Raw genomic sequence first — 18,318 nt, 5'->3', positions numbered from 1 at the left:
TTAAGGCTTCCCGATAACAAGCGATCGCCTCTTCTATATTCGCCGCCCTGACTCCTTCTATTCTGTCACTATAGGCAGTCCCCAAATTGTTTTGAGTCAATGCCCATTTTTCGGGATAAGCCTCGCGGGTATAGACTTTTAAGGCTTCCCGATAACAAGCGATCGCCTCTTCTATATTCGCCGCCCTGACTCCTTCTATTCTGTCACTATAGGCATTCCCCAAATTGTTTTGAGTCCCTGCCCAATCTTCGGGATAATTCTCGGGGGTACGGACTTTTAATGCTTCCCGATAACAGACGATCGCATCTTCTAAATTCTTTGCCCTGACTCCTTCTCTGTCACCATAGGCAGTACCCAAATTGTTTTGAGTCAATGCCCATTTTTCGGGATAAGCGTCGCGGGTATACACTATTAAAGCTTCCCGATAACAGGCGATCGCCTCTTCTATATTCTTTGCCCTGACTCCTTCTATTCTGTCACTATAGGCATTCCCCAAATTGTTTTGAGTCATTGCCCACTTTTCGGGATAAGCCTCGCGGGTATAGACATCTAAAGCTAGCAGATAACAGGCGATCGCCTCTTGAACATTCTCTGCCCTGACTCCTTCTATTCTGTCACTATAAGCCATCCCCAAATTGTTTTGAACCCCTGCCCATTGTTCGGGATAATCCTCGAGGGTATAGACTTCTGATGCTTCCCGATAACAGGCGATCGCGTCTTCTATATTCTTTGCCCTGACTCCTTTTATTCTCTCACTATAGGTAAGGGCCAAATTATTTTGAACCGTTGCCCATCGTTCGGGATAATCCTCGCGGGTATAGACTTCTGATGCTGCGCTATAACAAGCAATACCTATTTCTAAATTCCATGCCCGCCGCCCCATGGGAAACTGATTAATTAAGTAGCCAAACTTGCCAATAACTGCTGCGATGGATGCAGCTTGTTCTGAGGCAACTTCTGTGAATTTTGATGTAGTCCAAGCTTGTAATATTTGAGCAAATTGCACATCCAATTTATCAAAATTTTGTTGTAAAATAGGATAGACAACTTTAGGATTACCACCACTTTTTATCATTGCCACCAACACCTCCTTCAAGAATTTTAAATAATCTGTATGAGAATTTCCAGGGGCAATAAAGTTAGCCAATTGTGCCGCTAGATTCTGCAACCAAGCTGCCTTGGAGTTGCCCTCTGCTGCCATCTTCTCCGCTTCCGCCGCCATGACTTGCACAAAATTGGCATCAACTAAGTCTCGATTGGCGTTAATAATATCATTGACTGTACCGCTACGGCACTCAACCAGGGCTTGAATCAGTTGGAGATAGGCGGCGATGCGTTGTTCGTCCATTAGAGTTTCCCTTTATTCTGTATATATATCGATCGGCAATTTGGGGGATAATTATGCAAATTCCTGAAAAATTCTAGATATTTGTCTTTGAAATATTGTAGATACTGTCTTGACAGGTCAAGACAGTATCTACAAGTCATAGCAATTTATCCAGATTTCTGAGAGATTGCCGATTTATGACAAGGCCAAATCATCATCATCTCCCCAAATCTCAGCCAACTTCTCCAACAAATCTTCAGCAATCAGATTCAGTTCCGCTTTCACATCCTCCTCAATATCTGAAGCTTTCTCCACAGGTGAAGATTTATCCCCAGAGAAAGATATATCTTTATTTCCCAAACCTCGACTACTATAACCACTTCCCGCTAAAGCCTTCCCCCCTTCATATCCCCAGTCAGATTTCTCACTACTGTGCAAAACTTTATTCAAAATTGCCACTATTTCAGAAATAGATTTATTTTGCAATTTTTCCCTAACTTGTGCTTGTGCCGGGTCATTTTCTTCCAAATCAGATAGCAACTCTTCAATTTCATTTTGCACTAGCGGAATTGCCAACTCAATCCGATCCAAATACTCCCACAACTCCTCAACGGGTTTGAGATTAATTAGAGAAATCTCTTCAGTTTCATCCAGAATTTCCACAGCCGGAATAAAGCCCAAAAGTTTCACCTTATCGAAAGGTTCGGCAAACTGAACGACGATATATGCAATGCGATTTTCCCGCACTTCCGGCAGAGAAATAGCCCATTCTCCGAGCTGAACCGGACAGCATTCTATCTTGCCAATTCCCGGCAAAACCAAATCGCCCACATCCACAACCGCCCGCATTACTGGATTCCAACTATCACCGCCATCAATATCGGTTTCCATTTCCATCCATTCCAAGAAATAGTTAACCGCCCAAACCGCCAGGGTATTGAAATAAACCCGCTTGCCTTTTTGCGGATTAGCTTGCTCTGAAGCAAATTGCAGAGCCAAATTGCGGGCAGTTTGCTCCAGAGGAATTTCTAACAAATAAGTATCTATGCTATTCACCATTATTCCTCGGGTTGATATCCAAACTTAAGTGCAATCTCTTTGACGAGAGCCAAACCTGTTCTTTTCCAGTGAGAGTTGAGAGTTTGATAGTCAATGTTTAACTCTCTGGCAATTTTAGACAATTTATCTGGAGGGTCTTGCAACAGCAATCGCAGTGCGAGTACGTGAGAATTGGCATCCGGTCGAGGGCGGCGATTTTCGGGATTATTTGGCTTCTTCTTATCTATTTTTTCATTGGGATAACTGTTTCGCAGTTCTCCCATCGGATCGTCTTCAATACACTGCCATAGTTGGCGGCCGATGCGCTGCTTATTTTGAGCTTGTTCTCTCTCGATGAGTTGCTCAATTCCATTTTTTGTGGTATGGTCTATAGGTTCTTGACCCTCAAACTTTTCACCTCGCTTGCTCGTAATCGGAGCATCAAAACTAACACTAAAAATCTGTTGCTGCATCCGGCGATATTGCTCATAGACTTTGTTCTTGAGAGTTTTATTGAACCGCTGAACCACTCGGGTTCGCAACACATCAGCAGCGAGATTGTCGAGGTCAATTCCCCTCAAAAATGCCGAAAGCGTTTTGAGAAAACCGCAATAAGCTTCCTGCATCATTTCCTCTAAATCAATATTAGGATAAGGATGCTTGCGAATTCCGGGCAAATGGGGAATGAGTTGGCACAATTGATTTTTGAGTCTTTCTTGTTCCTTACTACTCTCTTGCGAGTCTTTCAAGAGTTGTAGAAGTTGGCGTAACTGTTCGTCGGTGTTCACAGGCACGTTCGGATGACATCGAGATAATTCGATTATCCCAGGGAAAATAGTGCTGTAACGTGCGAGCAATAACAAAGCCAAGGAAATCGGTTTGAGTTCCCAACCCGTGGGTGGAAGCAACAAGTTGAAACTTGCCCCTACAGGAACTAAACCTGCTAAGGGTTCGACGGGGGTATCATGTCTCGTCATAGTCCAGTTTTTGCGTGTTGATACTCTGATATCGCAGGTTTTGGCGGCTTTATGCAGAATTGAGCAAAAATTTTTCGTAAAGGTAATGCAATAAGGACTGAAGTCCTTACTACGAAATTAATCCGGTGTAAAATTGACAATCATAGGGACTTCTCCATTGCGCTTTTGAAGAGATATCGCAGGAGTCGCCCCGTTTTATGCACATTCCAAAAATAAATCATATCAAACCCTATTGATAGCAAAGGATTTGATATGAAGCGAATTCTATTAGCCAGGATTTGGTATAGCGCGGTTTCTACAATTTGTCGATCGACCTTTTGGCTTTATTCGTCAGATTTTTTACAGCATCTTTAGCATCTTCTGCTGCGTGGCGGGCGGAGGCTTCGGCTTGTTTGGCTTTGCCTTCAACCTGGTCTTTTCTGTTGCCCGTGATATTACCGAAAATTTCCTGAGCTTTGCCTTCTAAATTTTTGCCGATCGCCTTCGCTCTGTCTTCTGCACTCATAATAAGCTCCGTTTGGCAAGTTGCTTTAGTAACATTGTAAAATCAACTTGCCTGCAATTGCCTTTAACTTCATATTAATTTATATTCTGCTTGACCTCGGTCTTCTTCTAAGGACTTACTTCGTGCAAATTCCTCACTCAAAAAGTAAACAATTCCTTTTTTTGACAACTGTATACGTCGGCAAAATTCGTCCTAAAAAACTATTTCAAACTCGCCGCAGCAACCTTAATCGGTTCCAGTAATTCTAACGGCAAATGCAGCATATTCAATTGGGTGCTATCTGCTGCTTTCCTTTCCGGATCGGGGCCGTGATAATCGCTGCCACCTGTTGCCAGCAAACCGTAATTAAGGCACAAATCTTTCAACTTTTGGATTTGGCTAGAACTGTGGCTGGGATGGTATACTTCAACTCCCATTAAACCAGCATCTACTAATTCTTTTAAGACTTCCTCAACAGCGCCGCCGCGAAATAAATAAGGGTGAGCCCAAACTGGTACGGCGCCGCAACTCTTCAGTAAATCGATGCCTTCGAGGATCGAGAATTTCTCGTAATGAACATAAGCCGGGCCGTCATCTCCCAGCCAGCGATCGAATGCTTCCCGCGATGATTTCGCGTGACCGGCTTTTACAAGTGCAGAGGCAATATGAGGTCTTCCCGGTGCCATTCCTGGGGATGTTTTTGGCAGTTCGATCGCGTATCCCATTGCTGCTAATTTTTCGACCATTTCCTGCGATCGGCGAAACCTTCCTTCCAGGCGATCGTTCAAAGGAACTCGCAACTTATTTGCATCGGGATAAAAACCTAAAATGTGCAGCGAACGGCCGTTGTGAACGGTGCTGAGTTCGAGTCCGGGGACTATTTCGATACCGTGCAAAGCAGCGGCGGCGAAGGCTTCATCCCAACCTGACATCGTATCGTGATCGGTGACGGCCAAGGCGCGAACCCCCGAAGACGCGGCGGCGGCTACGAGTTCGGCAGGGGTGAGAGTGCCGTCGGAATAAGTAGTGTGGCAGTGGATCTCTAGCATTTTTTCGGGTAAGTTAAAGTCTGTAAAACCTGCAATTATTCCCCTCACTCACGCGACATATATCGTCCCTGCGATCGACAAGTTTTTGGGTAATTTCAATCTGTTAGCTGTAATAAGTTTTGGCGCCTTTAATTGGGACATTGCTGTTTATTAAAAGCTTGCGTGGGGTGGGTCTCTTGCCCGTCTTTGCAGTTGAATTTAGATGCCGAACACCTTAGCTATTTCTTAATTTCTCGCATTGGGGAAATGACACCCTCTGGCAATTTGGGAGGAATCGGCGATATTTCAATACTTTGTATGTTGTGAACTGGGATAACTACCAGTTTATCTGCCAATTCGAGAATTATCGGGTCTGCTGTCAACATTTTGTGCAGGCGAGTGCCTAAAGTTGCTTGCTCTCCTACTGTTCCCTCTGGCGCACTGAACTGGAAGTGTTGCTGTTTGCCGTTGGTATAGTGGATTGTCAGATCGATAATTCTTTCTTGGTTGGTTGCTTGCATAATTTTTTTTCCCTAACAGTCGATCGGGACTTGGCCAAATTAACAATAAATCAAAACTGGCGATCGCAGCACTGTTGGAAAGCTCGTTGCAAAGCTTTTGACCAAACCAGGCTGTCGGTACGAAAGTCCGGTTACTGCTAATTTTATCACAAAAACTGTACTGAAAGTTGCCAACTTACCCAGTATAGAATTGCCAGTCGCGCTGTCTTCGCTCCTCAATGCGCGAGATCCTTCGCCAGCAATATTTTGTCGATCGGGCTTTCTTGTATGCCACTTGGCAAAGTGGCTCAATTTAGCCTGTCTAGCGACTTGACTCAAAGCGGTCTCAAGTCATACAGCAGAGGCATTTGAGCCCTTTGGGTGTCAAGGTTTTTCGACGTGGGAACTGTGGAGGTTAGGATAGTGGCATTCTGCTGTCACTGCCGTAGAGGATTTTTTTATAAATTAATAACATAACATTCAGGTACAGCTTATGAAATCCACACTTTGTTTTCCCGAAACTTCTCTTGAATATAACACCGTTGCTGTTAACAATAATGCTATTGACTCTTGTATCCTTGCAGCTTGGATTGATTTAGTAGGAGGAGATTTTGATAATTTGGGAGGAGATGATTGGCTGCCCTTGTGTGGCGACATTGATGACGGCGAAATTTACCGGGAATGGTTTTTGTGGCAAGACAGCGAAGTGACTCAAGAGTGGGAAGCTTACGATCCCATTACTAATTATCGAGTTGTAGCACCTAGCCGAGAAATGATGATTGCTAAAATCGACAAAATAGAAGCTTCCAGAACAATTTAGTTGAATTGGAGAAGGTTAAATCTTGATTTTCAACTTTAATAAAACTTCTGTAAACAAACCCGGTTTCTCCCAACCACAAAGAAACCGGGTTTTTCAGACCACAACTCTAGGTTTGGGTTGAGTTCCACTGACCGAACATAATAATTTATGGCGCTACTGCTTTTGGTTTTTCTCGTTCTAATTTGCGCTGCTTCAAGGCGGCAAGATTTTGTTTAATCGTGTCGATCGCAAATCCAGCTTCCTGCTGTTGGTATAATTCGCTGGCACGGATCAAATCTGCAACTGCCTCCTCATCCGATCGCAAATTCGCACAAGCCAATGCACGATTGTGGTAAGCTTCTGCTAAAGTTGAAACTTGTTCTACAGCACTGGTAAATTTATCTTTTGCTTTGCGGTACTTTCCTGACTTATAAGCCTCAATTCCTTGTTGAAAATAAACGGAAGCTTTACTGCCGCTGTCGGTATCTGGAAATTCTGGGTAAGTTAAAATTGGTTCTTTAAAGAGTACAGAAATGCTGCCCTTGCCGAAGTAAGCCCAAGTCATTGTTCCAAACCCAATCCCCAGCACGAGGGCAATAATGACAGACAGAGCAATAAAATTGGTGAGTTCCATAGAGCAATATTTGTTGTATTATAATATGATAAGTTAATTCCTAACTTCTGCACCAATGGCTGCGCGGATTGACCTCAACTGGAAATGGTTTTTCGGATCGCTAGCTTTAGTATTGTCGATCGGCTTAATTACTGCAACTGCCAGTTCTGACGCAGCAACCAACGCGCAAACTCAAGCAGGGTGGCAATTGTTGCAGCGGGGTGAGACGGGGTTGGTGGTAGCAATGCGACACGCGATCGCCCCAGGCACCGGCGATCCTGCTAACTTTAAGTTGGGTGACTGTTCCACCCAGCGCAATTTATCAGCACAAGGAAGAACGCAAGCCAAGCAAATTGGAGCCGAATTTCGCAACCGCAACATCAAAGTGGGCAGAGTTTTATCCAGTCAGTGGTGTCGGTGTTTGGAAACAGCAAAACTGATAAATTTAGGCAAAGTCGAACCGTTCCCAGCATTGAACTCGTTCTTTAGCGATAGCAGCAAAGAAGCCAGACAAACAGCTACAATCCGCAAGTTAATTGTTGACAACCGCAACACTAAAGGCGCGGTTATTATGGTAACTCATCAAGTAAATATTACCGCTATCACTGATATTGTACCGCAAAGCGGCGAAGCTGTGATTCTCAAAAGCGATCGACAAGGTAAAATCAAAATAGTCGGACGAATAGGAGGATTTTAAATAGATAGAAAGTTATAATATTATCAATTTCCCATTACCAATTCCCCATTACCAATTTATATGAGTTTCCAATACAGCGCCGCCCTAGTGACTTTAGCAGACCTTGATAAGGAAGTTCTCGTTAAATTTTACACAAAATTTCTCGACATAGAACCCAACCCTTATATTCCCAATACTTATGCTGAATTTCAACTCCCAGGCTTAAGACTCGGCATATTCAAACCCAAAGATTCCCACAAATCAGAATTTGCAAATCGAACAAAAACAGGCATGAGTCTCTGTTTGGAAGTCAGCGACCTCGAAACTGCGATCGCCAGAATTTGGGCTTTAGGTTATCCGCCCAACGGAGAAATTATCAAAGCTTCTCACGGTCTAGAAATCTATGCCTTCGATCCTGCCGGGAACCGCATAATTTTACATCAATCCCATGAGAATGTAGGATGAGGGCTAATTATTGGTGAACTCTCGATCTTCTCTTCTCTTCCTACCCTTCGGGAACGGCTTCGCCGAACGCATCTTCGCGGTTCGTTCAAAAAAACATCTAGTTCACAAGCCGCTGAGGATTGCTATATAAGTTATGCAATTGCTTCACCACCTTCGCAATTACATTATAAAGTTTACCTCTACAACTCAAAACTCCCTTAACTATCTAATCAGTTCAGCAAAACTATAAAAACTGATAATTAATAACAGCAATGCTGTCAGGTGAGTTAGCTGAAATTGAGGCTGCGGGCCGATCGATTCCCGCACCAAAATTGAAAAAGACGAACCAATTATATAACTCAGAGACAGCGTTAAATATTGCCACTGCAATGTTACACTCCACAGCCCAAGCAAAATCATCGCCAAAGTCAACATCACCAACTCAACAAACCGAGGCGGATTGTGCTGAGTAGACAGAATCAAAGTGTCCAACCAATATTGCCAAGGTCTCATGTGTTAGCGATCGAGCTTTTGGATTTAGCCTTCTAGCTTAACCTACGATCGCCATTCTGTTTGTTGCTGCAAACACCTTAAAGCCTCCGCCGTCTCAACCTGCGGAAATTGCCCATAAAAGCGACTGACACTGTAAAAAGGGTGAGGAGTCTCCAGAACGATCAACTTATCGGCCATCTGGGCCAAAAATCCCATCAAATCTGCCGGGGCGACAGGCGCGCAAATCCACAAAGCCGCCGGTTGCTGCGACTCCACAGCCTTAGCCGCCACAGCCATCGTCATCCCCGTAGCAATGCCGTCATCTACCAAAATCGCCAAAGCCCCAGCCGCGCTGATATCTGGGCGTCCAGGAGACAAATCTGCCAGCAGAGATTGAGCATTATTTTGAGCCAGGGGCAATGCTGATTTTTGCAAGCGTAAATTGTGCTGCTTTTGCTTTTCCCAGAGGACGTGACCGTCAGCAGTTGCAGCCCCGATCGCCAATTCTAAATTATCTGGGCGAGTAATTTTCTTAGCAACAACCACATCCAAAGGACAGCCCAAGCGACGCGCCACGGGCACAGCAACGGGCAAACCCCCGCGCGGCAAGGCGTAAACAATCGGTTTCACCGCCTGCTGTGTCATTAAACTCAACTTGCCGAACTCGTCCACAACTGCCTCGGCCAGTTTTTCGCCTGCATCGGCGCGATCGTCAAAAAACGGGTTAGAGAACATATTTTTGCCTGTACGAGCTCAACCAAACAATTGGAGATTGTGCCAGTGTTAATTGGAGATTGTGCGATCGAGCGTAGCTATCCCGTAGCGAATCGACAGCATCGCACACAAGCATCTAGCCAATCTCAAATCACCAAACCCGATCTAAACTATAAACTCTAGACTCCAAAATCTCTCCCTAATTGTAAAATTTATGTCGAGCGACTTGCAACTCAGCCTTTTTGACAACAATCAAAGTGCCACTTTCCAAACAGACTCAATACCAGCAAATGCCAAAATTCCCATCCCTCCCGGCACTTATCAAAATATGGAACAAATCGGCGAGCACTGCAACCGCTGCTACCGCTGCGAATTGGGCAACAGCCGCACTCACGCCGTCATCGGGCGCGGCAATCCTCAAGCCTCAATTTTGATTGTGGGAGAAGCGCCCGGACAAAACGAAGATGAAACCGGATTGCCCTTCGTCGGGCGATCGGGCAAACTGTTAGATAAGATTTTAGAATCCGTGGGATTGAGTGCAGAAACCGACGTATTCATTGCCAACGTCATCAAATGTCGCCCTCCCAACAACCGCCCTCCGACAGCAAAAGAAATCGAAGCTTGCAAACCATACTTGCTCGAACAAATTCGCATCTTAGACCCCAAAATTATTTTATTAACTGGTGCAACAGCCCTCAAAGGTTTGCTAAGCGACAAGCGACCAATTAGTAAAATCCGAGGTCAATGGATTGAATGGGAAAATCGTTTGTGTATGCCAATTTTCCACCCGTCGTACTTGCTGCGAAACCCCTCCCGCGAACCGGAGACTCCGAAATGGTTTATGTGGCAAGATATGCAGGCAATAAAAGCCAAATTGGATGAATTTAAAACGGTAAGTTAAAGAGAACATGATAAATCTCGCTTTTACGAGAGTCTCGATCCCCCTAAATCCCCCTTAATAAGGGGGACTTTGACGCTCACTCTTGTCCCCCCCTTATTAAGGGGGGCTAGGGGGGATCGAGGGTCTAATCGTCAAACAGTAGCTTGTTGGCAACTGGTATTAAAATAAGTAAATTATGTTAATCTAAAAATATTAAACCAAAAAAATTTATGAGTCAATGCCTTAATCCCGACTGCCCGCATCCAAACCCACCCATCACCAAATTCTGCCAACGCTGCGGCAACAAACTGCTCCTCAGAGACAGATACCGTGCAGTTAAATACATTTCCGAAGGTGGTTTCGGCCGTACATTCAAAGCGGTAGATGAACATCGACTTGATACAATCTGTGTGATTAAACAATTTCTCCCGCAGCTACAAGGGAGTGCAGCTATTCAGAAAGCGACGGAGTTATTCAAACAAGAAGCAGTGAGACTGCGAGATTTGGGTAAACATCCTCAAATCCCTGATTTATTGGCATTTTTTGAACAAGATAAACGCTTCTATCTAGTACAAGAATTTATTGACGGTGAGGATTTATTAAAAGAATTACAGCAGCAGGGAAAGTTTAGCGAAATACAGATTAAGCAATTACTGACTGAATTGCTACCGATATTAGATTTTGTGCACAAGCAAAAGGTCATTCACCGAGATATTAAGCCGGAAAACATCATTAGAAATTCTTACGGTTCTCTAGTCTTGATTGACTTTGGAGTTGCCAAGGAATTGAGCGGTAGTGTTTTGACTAGAGTGGGAACTGTGACTGGCACTCCTGGTTATGCAGCACCGGAACAAATGCAAGGTCATGTTTTTCCAGCGAGTGACTTGTATAGTCTTGGTGTAACTTGCATTCGGTTATTAACCGGGTGTTTGCTGGAAGAAAATAATGGAACTTGGGTTGACGAACTTTTTGACCCGATGCAAATGGCATGGGTATGGAGAAATAAGGCAGTTTCCATCAGCAATGACTTGGGGCAAGTATTAGATAAAATGCTCCTGTTTCCAGTGGGTGCGCGTTATCAATCAGCAGCAGAAGTCTTGCAATCTCTTAATCCTGTCTCAGTATCACCTACTAAAATACCAGCGCCACCACAAGCAAAACCCTTTCAGTCTTTACAAGTAGCATCTACTCAAATATCAGCTAAATCTCAACGAAAACCCTCTCAGTTGCAATCCTTTACTGAAGATTGGGGTAATGGCATTACTCTGGAAATGATTGCTATTCCCGGTGGAACTTTCATAATGGGTGCGCCGAAAACTGAAGCAAAAAGCTTTGATAACGAAAAGCCGCAACATCGGGTAACAATTCAACCTTTCTTCATGGGAAAATATGCTATTACTCAAGCACAGTGGAAAGCTGTAGCTAAATTGCCAAAGATTCAATATGACCTCCACCCAGACCCCTTTAGATTCAAAGGTAATAATCGACCAGGAGAACAAGTTTGTTGGTATGATGCTGTGGAATTTTGTGCTAGGTTATCTAAAAATACCGGACACAATTATCGCTTGCCCAGTGAGGCAGAATGGGAATATGCTTGTCGTGCTGGTACGACTACGCCGTTCTATTTTGGTCAAACAATTACTACTAATCAGGTTAACTATCACGGCAACTATTCTTACAATAATTCACCAAAAGGTCAGTATAGAGAACAAACTACAGATGTAGGCAGTTTTCCCGCCAATGTTTTTGGTTTATACGATATGCACGGCAATGTTTACGAATGGTGCGCTGACCCCTGGCATGATAGCTATCACGGAGCACCGACTGATGGCAGCGTATGGGATGAGAATAGCAATGATCATCGTTATAAAAATTATCTTGATTTATTAGTCCAATCTAAAAATGATAACAAAGCTCGGCTCTTGCGCGGTGGTTCGTGGTACAGCAATCCGGGGTACTGTCGTGCGGGCTTTCGCCACTGGTATCAGCCATCTACCCGCAACAACAACATCGGTTTTCGGGTGGCTTGTGTTGCCGCGAGGACTTCTTAGCCCTTTACACTTCTCCTTTTGCATGACAATCTCGCAACCACAAACGAATCGCCTCAGCAATTGCGCTTTTCTCACTTTCTGGCGGCGACAACGGACGAACATCCGCCACTCTACTAAACCGAGAAACAATTTTTACTAATTCCCAGCCCTTCTCCGTTTTAGTTAAAAACAGCCAGTGATATTGCTGAATCTCCACTCGCTGTCCCCCGCGATACTGCCGTTCTAATGTAGTAATAAAAACTTGACTGGCATTTTCAGGAAGTACATCTTTAAATTTTAAAGGTAGCGGTTCAAACTCCGGGCGACCTGCTAAAATTATTTGACGCTGCACGTAACCGATCGCTCTAGAATTGTTAGGAGCAAAGCCCGATCGCACAATTACGCGATTAGCATAACTCGGCAAATCTTGCAACAGGCGATCGACCAAAGTTTCTAAATCAGCGGGACAGGGCGATCGCACTAACAAACCATACCGACTTGCATTGATACTGTTAGTATCATTAGTCACAAAATTAACTGCCCAAGTCGGAGTTCCAACCGCAGATATCAGCAGATAAACACAGATAAACGCAGATAAAATTTTATTGGCGTTCATCGGCTTTTATCGGCGGTAAAAAACAACATTTCTATTGTTACTCCAACTCTTCACAAATACGGGTAAAAGCCGCCACTGGATCGGGCGCAGCAGTAATTGGCCGCCCAATCACCAGATAATCCGCACCAGCTTTCAAAGCAGCCTTCGGAGTCATCGATCGTTTTTGATCGCCCCCATCAGCCCATTTCGGACGCACACCGGGACAAACTAACAGAAAATCATCCCCGCAACTCATTCTTAACTGTTCCACCTCTTGCGGAGAACAAACAGCACCAGCTAAACCCGTTTCCTTAGCCAACAATGCCATGTGCAAAGCAAATTCTGGCAACTCCAAAGGTATTTTCAACTCAAAAGCCAACTGTCGCGAATTCAAACTCGTTAACAGGGTAATTGCAATCAACTTAGGAGTCGGTTTATCCACAGCCGCCGCCCCTTCAGTCAAAGCCAAATGTGCCGCTTTCAAAGCATCTTTACCACAAGTAGAATGGATCGTCAATAAATCCACCTTATACTTAGCAGCAGCCCGACAAGCACCAGCCACAGTATTCGGGATATCGTGAAACTTCAAATCGAGAAAAATCCGCTTTTCCCGCTGTTTTAAAATTCCCAAAATCCCCGGCCCGGAACTCACAAACAGTTCCAAACCGACTTTCCAGAAAGATACATCAGGCAGTTTGTCCAGAAGTGCGATCGCCTCTTCTTGACTGGAAACATCCAAAGCAACAATAATTCGATTATCAGCGTTCATCAGCGTTCATCTTCAGTATTCATCTGCGGTTAAAAAAGAGATTCAAGACACCAATCGCACAAACTTATTCTTCCCAACCTGCAAAACCTTACCGCATAAATCAGCAGGTGATTCAAAAGCAATATTAACATCAGAAACTCGATCGCCCTCCAACTTCACCCCGCCGCCCTGCATCAACTTCCGCGCATCGCCGCTGCTTTTACAAAGCCCGCTAGCACTCAGAATATAAAACAACTTAGCCGGAAACTGGACATTTGCCAAAGAAAACTCGGGCACTGCATCAGCTTGTCCAGCAGCACCTTTAACCAGCGCCATTGCATCTTGTTGTGCGCGATCCGCCGCTTCCGAACCGCGATACTGGCGCACCACATCCACAGCCAAAAGTTTCTGTTTTTCTCGCGGATTTTCTGGCAATTCATCAAGTGGCAAATCTGTCAATAGTTCAAAATACTGGGCGATCGAACTATCAGCAATTTTCTCCAACTTAGAATACATCGTCAGCGGGTCTTCCGACAAACCCACATAATTGTTCAAAGACTTCGACATCTTCTGCACCCCGTCAGTCCCGATCAAAATCGGCATCAGCAAACCAAACTGCGGTTTCATCCCAAAATGCCGCTGCAAATCTCTCCCCACCGCAATATTAAACTTTTGGTCACTTCCCCCCAACTCAACATCAGCTTCCAAAGCCACCGAATCGTAACCCTGCATTAGTGGGTACAGAAACTCATGCAGATAAATCGCATTCTCCTGCTGCATCCTGTTATCAAATCCCTCTTTAGCGAGCATCTGCTGCACCGTCATCGTGCCTAGCAGTTCCAAAATCTTCGCCATGTCCAATTTTGACAACCACTCGGAGTTATAGCGAATTTCCAAACGTCCGGGCGTGTCAAAATCTAGAATCGGACGCACTTGGTCTAAATAAGTTTTGGCATTTTCCGCCACTTGTTCTGCCGTCAACTGGCTACGCATCTCCGACTTACCTGTGGGATCGCCAATTCTTGCGGTAAAATCTCCGATGACCAGTACCGCTGTGTGACCAGCATCTTGAAAAGCCCGCAGCTTGCGGAAGCAAATGCTGTGTCCCAAGTGAATGTCCGCCCCTGTGGCGTCAATTCCGAGTTTGACGCGCAAAGGTCGATCGACTTTTGCCATAAATTGGGCCAGATTTTCGTCAGGGTTGCTAGAATCAGGTCGATCAGGAAAAATCTCGCTGACGCCGCGGTAAAGCGCTGAAAGGTTAGGAGTTATCATCGGGGAGCGATCGTCCATCATATTATTTTGCCAAAGTGCAGCAGAATTAGTTACACTCACTGGTTGACGCATAAAAACATAACTATCAAGCTACTATAATCCCAAAGCTGACCGGCTTTCATTAGCTGACCCCGCCCAAAAACGGATACCAGCCCCCGACAACAGTCGTGGAGATCCCCAAATTTTAGACTCTTGTTCAAACTCCCAGATTCATCTGTGGAATCAATCTAAAATCTAAAATCTAAAATCTAAAATCGACTGACAGTCTCTAGGTTTCGCATCTAAAATTAAAAGTCTTAAACCCCAAATCGAGTGAGGAAGTGAAATCCACGTGTCAACCAACGCAGTCCGCAATAACACGGAAAACTCAGCCCCCGTATTCGAGTTTGTTCAGTCAGTCAGTAAAGTGACCGCCGGAACCATACTCAGCATGACAATGCTTGCCAGTTCCGTAGTCGCTGGTGGACTGGTTGGCTTAGCGATCAGCTTCCGCAATTTGCCAGATGTTCGGATCTTGCAAACCTACTCTCCCACAGAAACTACCCACATTTACGACATCAACGGCAAGCCGCTAGCCAGCATTCACGACGAAGCCAACCGGGATGTCGTACCCCTTGACCAAATCTCGCCGAACCTGAAACGAGCTGTTTTGGCGATCGAAGATAGCAACTTCTTCACCCACAAAGGCATCAACCCCGGCGGGATAGCCCGAGCTCTGATAGTCAACCTAGAGAAAGGTAGAACCGTTGAAGGCGGCTCGACTATGACTATGCAGCTAGTCAAGAACCTGTTTCTATCTCCCCAGTCAAAATTTAGTCGCAAGGTAGCTGAAGCGGTAATGTCTATCCGCTTGGAGCAAATTCTCAACAAAGACCAAATTCTGCAACTATACCTGAATCAAATCTACTTAGGGCACAACTTGTACGGCGTAGAGACAGCCTCTCGAAGCTATTTCAACAAATCAGCAAGTAATTTGACTCTTTCGGAAGCAGCGATGCTGGCAGGCTTAATTTCTGCCCCCGAAGAATACAGTCCTTTCGTCAATTACAAGTTGGCAAAAGAGCGGCAAACCCTCGTTTTAGGCCGCATGAAGGATCTTAAATGGATTACGCCGGCCCAAGAGACTGCTGCCCGCCAGGAAAAAATTAAGCTAGGCAAAATTACCTCTTTTGGGGGATCTCAAGTTCCTTACGTAACACAAGCCGTAGTCCAGGAACTAACAAGGCGTTTCGGGCGAGATGCCGTGGTTAAGGGAGGAATGCGCGTTCAAACCACGATCGACCTCAAAATGCAGCGCATAGCCGAAGAAACCGTGAAAGCGTGGCACAATCGGCTTTACTACCAAGGGCTGTTTTACGATCGCGAGGAAGGTCAAATTGCCCTAGCCGCCGTCGATCCCCGCACCCACTTCGTCAAAGCAATGGTTGGCGGCGTCGATTATGAAAAGAGTCAGTTCAACCGCGCCATTCAAGCACGCCGCCAGCCCGGATCTTCTTTTAAGCCTTTTATCTACTACGCTGCCTTTGCTAGCGGCAAATACGGCCCGGATTCAGTTGTCTACGACTCCCCTGTCGGCTACCGCGACGGCGACGGCTACTACTACCCTCAAAACTACGGTGGCGGCTTTTCCGGTGCCGTCAGCATCCGCAGAGCTTTAGAAGTATCTCTAAACATTCCCGCCGTCAAGCTGGGCCAAGAAGTCGGATTGAATAAAGTGATTGAGATTTGCCGCGTGCTCGGCATCAGAAGTCCGATGGAACCGGTGATTTCTTTGCCATTGGGTGCCGTTGACCTCACTCCTTTAGAAATGGCCGGAGCTTTTGCTACCTTTGCGAACAACGGCTGGCATTCTGACACCACGTTTATCGTGCAAGTTACTGACAGCAGCGGCAATGTCTTGCTCGACAATACGCCAAAACCCAAATTAGTTCTTAATTCCTGGGCTGCGGCATCTGTCAACAGCGCCCTGCAAGGGGTAATTAGCAGCGGAACGGCAAGGGCTGCTCAACTTGGGCGACCGGCTGCTGGGAAAACTGGTACAACTTCCTCAGAACGGGATATCTGGTTTGTGGGTTACGTGCCGCAGTTGTCGGTGGCTGTTTGGATGGGCAACGACAATTACAGACCGATGAGCTACGGTGCTACTGGCGGTACTATTGTCGCCCCTGTTTGGCGTGATTTTATGAGCCAAGCTTTGGAGGGAGTTCCCGCAGAAAGTTTCAAACCTGCTTCATCTTTTGAGCGGCCTTAATTATCAGTGAGTAGGCAGTAGGGAGTAGGCAGTAGTTGAAAATTACCCCTTAGTTGTTTTATCTTCCTTCTTCCTTCTTCCTGACATCCGTTACATCCGTTACATCCGTTACACAATCCGTTGCCGAACTTCCTTCTTCCTTCTGATCCCTAGGATTGTTTTTCCAGCTCAGATTTCATCCGCTCCAGCGTTGAGTTCATTTGCTCAAACATCTGCTGGGGCGTGATACCAAATTGATTGAGCTGTGTTTTTAACTGCTCTACAGTCATCTGAGCCATGAAGTCCTCCGACAGCTCAAAGCGCTTCATAAAAATACGGTAGCGCTCCATCATCGATTCCATCTGAGCGATGAACATTTTCTTGCCTTCGCGATCGAATTTGCCGTAATTGCCACCTAGTTTGATGAGAGATTGATAGTCTTCAAACAACAGCTTGGCTTCTTGCTGAACAATTTCTGAATCAAAAAATCCCATAGCTTTCCTAATTTTTTAATATTCTACTAATTTTGATCTAGGCGAGAAATCCCGCTGCTTTTTCTACTATTTTATCAGTTGCCGGAGGAAGTCCCTACCCCTTAAGGCGCAACAATAAGTAGAAATTTCCGTACAGGATAAGGCATGGGAATGGGGCATTGGGCATTGGGCTTGCGATGACAACAGTCAACTGTCAACAGTCAACTGTCAACAGTCAACTGACTTTAAACTTCCCCGATGCGTTCTAGAGGCCAAAACCGCACTACAGCGCGGCCGATGATATTCTGCTTAGGTAAAAATCCCCACCTGCTGGAGTCGTTGCTGTTGTTGCGGTTGTCTCCCATCACAAAGTATTCATTTTCTGGGACGCGATAAGGCCCCCACTGGTATTTAGGAGGTTCGGCAATATATTTTTCGACGAGGGGTTTGTCGTTGAGATAAACTAAACCTTTTTTAACAGCGACGGTTTGACCCGGTAAGCCAATTACCCGCTTGATGAATGCTTGGTCTTGGGTAAAGCCTTGTTCTTGCAACTTTTCGGGCGGGGCAAATACTACGATGTCGCCAGTTTTGGGAGGTTCGAGGTAGTAGGAGATTTTTTCCACTACGACGCGATCGCCCACGTGCAAAGTGGGTACCATAGAATCTGAGGGTATGTAGCGCGGTTCGGCGACCAAGGCTCGAATCACTATTGCTAAACTCAAAGCAATAATCACTATCTGAAGATTTTCTCGCTGCGACTTCCACGCTTTCTGCCACCAGCTTTCAGGCGGATTTTCTGCTACTTGTGTACCCACATTCTTTTTTTCAGATGTCATGAAAGTCCTCGCTATATAGTTGCCACTAATTATCTGATTAAGCTCGCTCAGCATTTAAATTGCATCTCAAGAAATAATCCAACCATGAGCGAGCTGGGCACGCGAACCCGCCCAAAATATACAATTTAAATGCTGTCCAGCTTACCATTGAAGTAT

Annotated in this window: 21 protein-coding genes; 6 read left to right on the top strand and 15 right to left on the bottom strand. The window is 45.3% G+C overall.

Going from position 1 to position 18,318, the window contains the following annotated elements:
- From QUA25_RS16875 to QUA25_RS16845, 7 genes are all read right to left on the bottom strand, one after another.
- Window positions 1-1,348: tetratricopeptide repeat protein (locus QUA25_RS16875; protein ID WP_333039752.1), on the bottom strand; the 1,348-nt coding region annotated here is incomplete at its 3' end.
- 174 nt (window positions 1,349-1,522) lie between these two features.
- Window positions 1,523-2,386 (bottom strand): DUF1822 family protein, encoded by an 864-nt coding sequence (locus tag QUA25_RS16870; RefSeq protein ID WP_333039750.1) that lies wholly within the window; start codon window positions 2,384-2,386, stop codon window positions 1,523-1,525.
- The gene (locus QUA25_RS16865) at window positions 2,386-3,342 is read right to left on the bottom strand and encodes a hypothetical protein (protein WP_333039748.1); all 957 of its coding nucleotides are present in this window, start codon (window positions 3,340-3,342) and stop codon (window positions 2,386-2,388) included. The genes QUA25_RS16870 and QUA25_RS16865 overlap by 1 nt, the downstream gene beginning before the upstream one ends.
- A gap of 295 nt (window positions 3,343-3,637) precedes the next feature.
- On the bottom strand, window positions 3,638-3,847 hold the full coding sequence (locus tag QUA25_RS16860; RefSeq protein ID WP_190733750.1) for a CsbD family protein: 210 nt from the start codon (window positions 3,845-3,847) through the stop codon (window positions 3,638-3,640).
- 200 nt (window positions 3,848-4,047) lie between these two features.
- Window positions 4,048-4,875, bottom strand: coding sequence for a PHP domain-containing protein (locus QUA25_RS16855; RefSeq protein ID WP_333039744.1), 828 nt, complete (start codon window positions 4,873-4,875; stop codon window positions 4,048-4,050).
- A 218-nt stretch (window positions 4,876-5,093) separates the two neighbouring features.
- A complete protein-coding gene (locus tag QUA25_RS16850) occupies window positions 5,094-5,375 on the bottom strand; it encodes a hypothetical protein (protein WP_190733754.1) in 282 nt (93 codons plus the stop codon).
- A gap of 39 nt (window positions 5,376-5,414) precedes the next feature.
- Window positions 5,415-5,693: a hypothetical protein gene (locus QUA25_RS16845; protein WP_333039742.1), complete on the bottom strand. Its 279-nt coding sequence runs from the start codon at window positions 5,691-5,693 to the stop codon at window positions 5,415-5,417.
- A gap of 154 nt (window positions 5,694-5,847) precedes the next feature.
- Here QUA25_RS16845 and QUA25_RS16840 point away from each other — a divergent pair, with 154 nt between their 5' ends.
- A complete protein-coding gene (locus QUA25_RS16840; RefSeq protein WP_333039740.1) occupies window positions 5,848-6,174 on the top strand; it encodes a hypothetical protein in 327 nt (108 codons plus the stop codon).
- Between the two features lie 145 nt (window positions 6,175-6,319).
- On the opposite strand, the gene QUA25_RS16835 is transcribed toward QUA25_RS16840, so the two are convergent.
- Complete coding sequence (locus tag QUA25_RS16835; RefSeq protein WP_333039739.1) at window positions 6,320-6,787, bottom strand: hypothetical protein; 468 nt, start codon at window positions 6,785-6,787, stop codon at window positions 6,320-6,322.
- Between the two features lie 55 nt (window positions 6,788-6,842).
- On the opposite strand from QUA25_RS16835, the gene QUA25_RS16830 reads away from it, so the two are divergent.
- Window positions 6,843-7,463 carry a histidine phosphatase family protein gene (locus QUA25_RS16830; protein ID WP_333039738.1) on the top strand — a complete coding sequence of 207 codons (621 nt, stop codon included), beginning with the start codon at window positions 6,843-6,845 and terminating at the stop codon, window positions 7,461-7,463.
- A 60-nt stretch (window positions 7,464-7,523) separates the two neighbouring features.
- A complete protein-coding gene (locus QUA25_RS16825) occupies window positions 7,524-7,907 on the top strand; it encodes a VOC family protein (protein WP_333039737.1) in 384 nt (127 codons plus the stop codon).
- Window positions 7,908-8,108: 201 nt separating this feature from the next.
- On the opposite strand, the gene QUA25_RS16820 is transcribed toward QUA25_RS16825, so the two are convergent.
- A complete protein-coding gene (locus QUA25_RS16820) occupies window positions 8,109-8,399 on the bottom strand; it encodes a hypothetical protein (RefSeq protein WP_333039735.1) in 291 nt (96 codons plus the stop codon).
- 42 nt (window positions 8,400-8,441) lie between these two features.
- Window positions 8,442-9,113 carry a phosphoribosyltransferase family protein gene (locus QUA25_RS16815; RefSeq protein ID WP_333039733.1) on the bottom strand — a complete coding sequence of 224 codons (672 nt, stop codon included), beginning with the start codon at window positions 9,111-9,113 and terminating at the stop codon, window positions 8,442-8,444.
- Window positions 9,114-9,306: 193 nt separating this feature from the next.
- Between QUA25_RS16815 and QUA25_RS16810 the strand changes: the two genes are divergently transcribed.
- Both QUA25_RS16810 and QUA25_RS16805 read left to right on the top strand, forming a co-directional pair.
- Window positions 9,307-9,993, top strand: coding sequence for a uracil-DNA glycosylase (locus tag QUA25_RS16810; protein WP_190740773.1), 687 nt, complete (start codon window positions 9,307-9,309; stop codon window positions 9,991-9,993).
- Window positions 9,994-10,202: 209 nt separating this feature from the next.
- Window positions 10,203-12,023 (top strand): SUMF1/EgtB/PvdO family nonheme iron enzyme, encoded by a 1,821-nt coding sequence (locus tag QUA25_RS16805; RefSeq protein ID WP_333039731.1) that lies wholly within the window; start codon window positions 10,203-10,205, stop codon window positions 12,021-12,023.
- Window positions 12,024-12,027: 4 nt separating this feature from the next.
- Here the strand turns inward: QUA25_RS16805 and QUA25_RS16800 are convergent, their stop codons facing one another.
- From QUA25_RS16800 to tyrS, 3 genes are read right to left on the bottom strand one after another with little or no spacing between them, the layout of a single operon-like run.
- Window positions 12,028-12,618, bottom strand: coding sequence for a hypothetical protein (locus QUA25_RS16800; protein ID WP_333039729.1), 591 nt, complete (start codon window positions 12,616-12,618; stop codon window positions 12,028-12,030).
- Between the two features lie 37 nt (window positions 12,619-12,655).
- On the bottom strand, window positions 12,656-13,366 hold the full coding sequence (gene pyrF / locus QUA25_RS16795; RefSeq protein WP_333039727.1) for an orotidine-5'-phosphate decarboxylase: 711 nt from the start codon (window positions 13,364-13,366) through the stop codon (window positions 12,656-12,658).
- Window positions 13,367-13,408: 42 nt separating this feature from the next.
- Window positions 13,409-14,641 (bottom strand): tyrosine--tRNA ligase, encoded by a 1,233-nt coding sequence (gene tyrS, locus QUA25_RS16790; RefSeq protein ID WP_333039774.1) that lies wholly within the window; start codon window positions 14,639-14,641, stop codon window positions 13,409-13,411.
- A 310-nt stretch (window positions 14,642-14,951) separates the two neighbouring features.
- Here tyrS and QUA25_RS16785 point away from each other — a divergent pair, with 310 nt between their 5' ends.
- On the top strand, window positions 14,952-16,871 hold the full coding sequence (locus tag QUA25_RS16785) for a transglycosylase domain-containing protein (protein ID WP_333039726.1): 1,920 nt from the start codon (window positions 14,952-14,954) through the stop codon (window positions 16,869-16,871).
- A 149-nt stretch (window positions 16,872-17,020) separates the two neighbouring features.
- Here QUA25_RS16785 and QUA25_RS16780 read toward each other — a convergent pair whose 3' ends face one another.
- Window positions 17,021-17,344: a DUF1825 family protein gene (locus QUA25_RS16780; RefSeq protein WP_006632589.1), complete on the bottom strand. Its 324-nt coding sequence runs from the start codon at window positions 17,342-17,344 to the stop codon at window positions 17,021-17,023.
- A 224-nt stretch (window positions 17,345-17,568) separates the two neighbouring features.
- On the bottom strand, window positions 17,569-18,162 hold the full coding sequence (lepB, locus tag QUA25_RS16775) for a signal peptidase I (RefSeq protein ID WP_333039725.1): 594 nt from the start codon (window positions 18,160-18,162) through the stop codon (window positions 17,569-17,571).
- Window positions 18,163-18,318 lie beyond the last annotated feature (156 nt).

The sequence above is a fragment of the Microcoleus sp. Pol17C6 genome, assembly GCF_036701145.1.
Classification (GTDB): domain Bacteria; phylum Cyanobacteriota; class Cyanobacteriia; order Cyanobacteriales; family Microcoleaceae; genus Microcoleus.
Note: the sequence above shows the minus strand (reverse complement) of the source record. Positions and strands in the feature narration are given on the sequence as shown.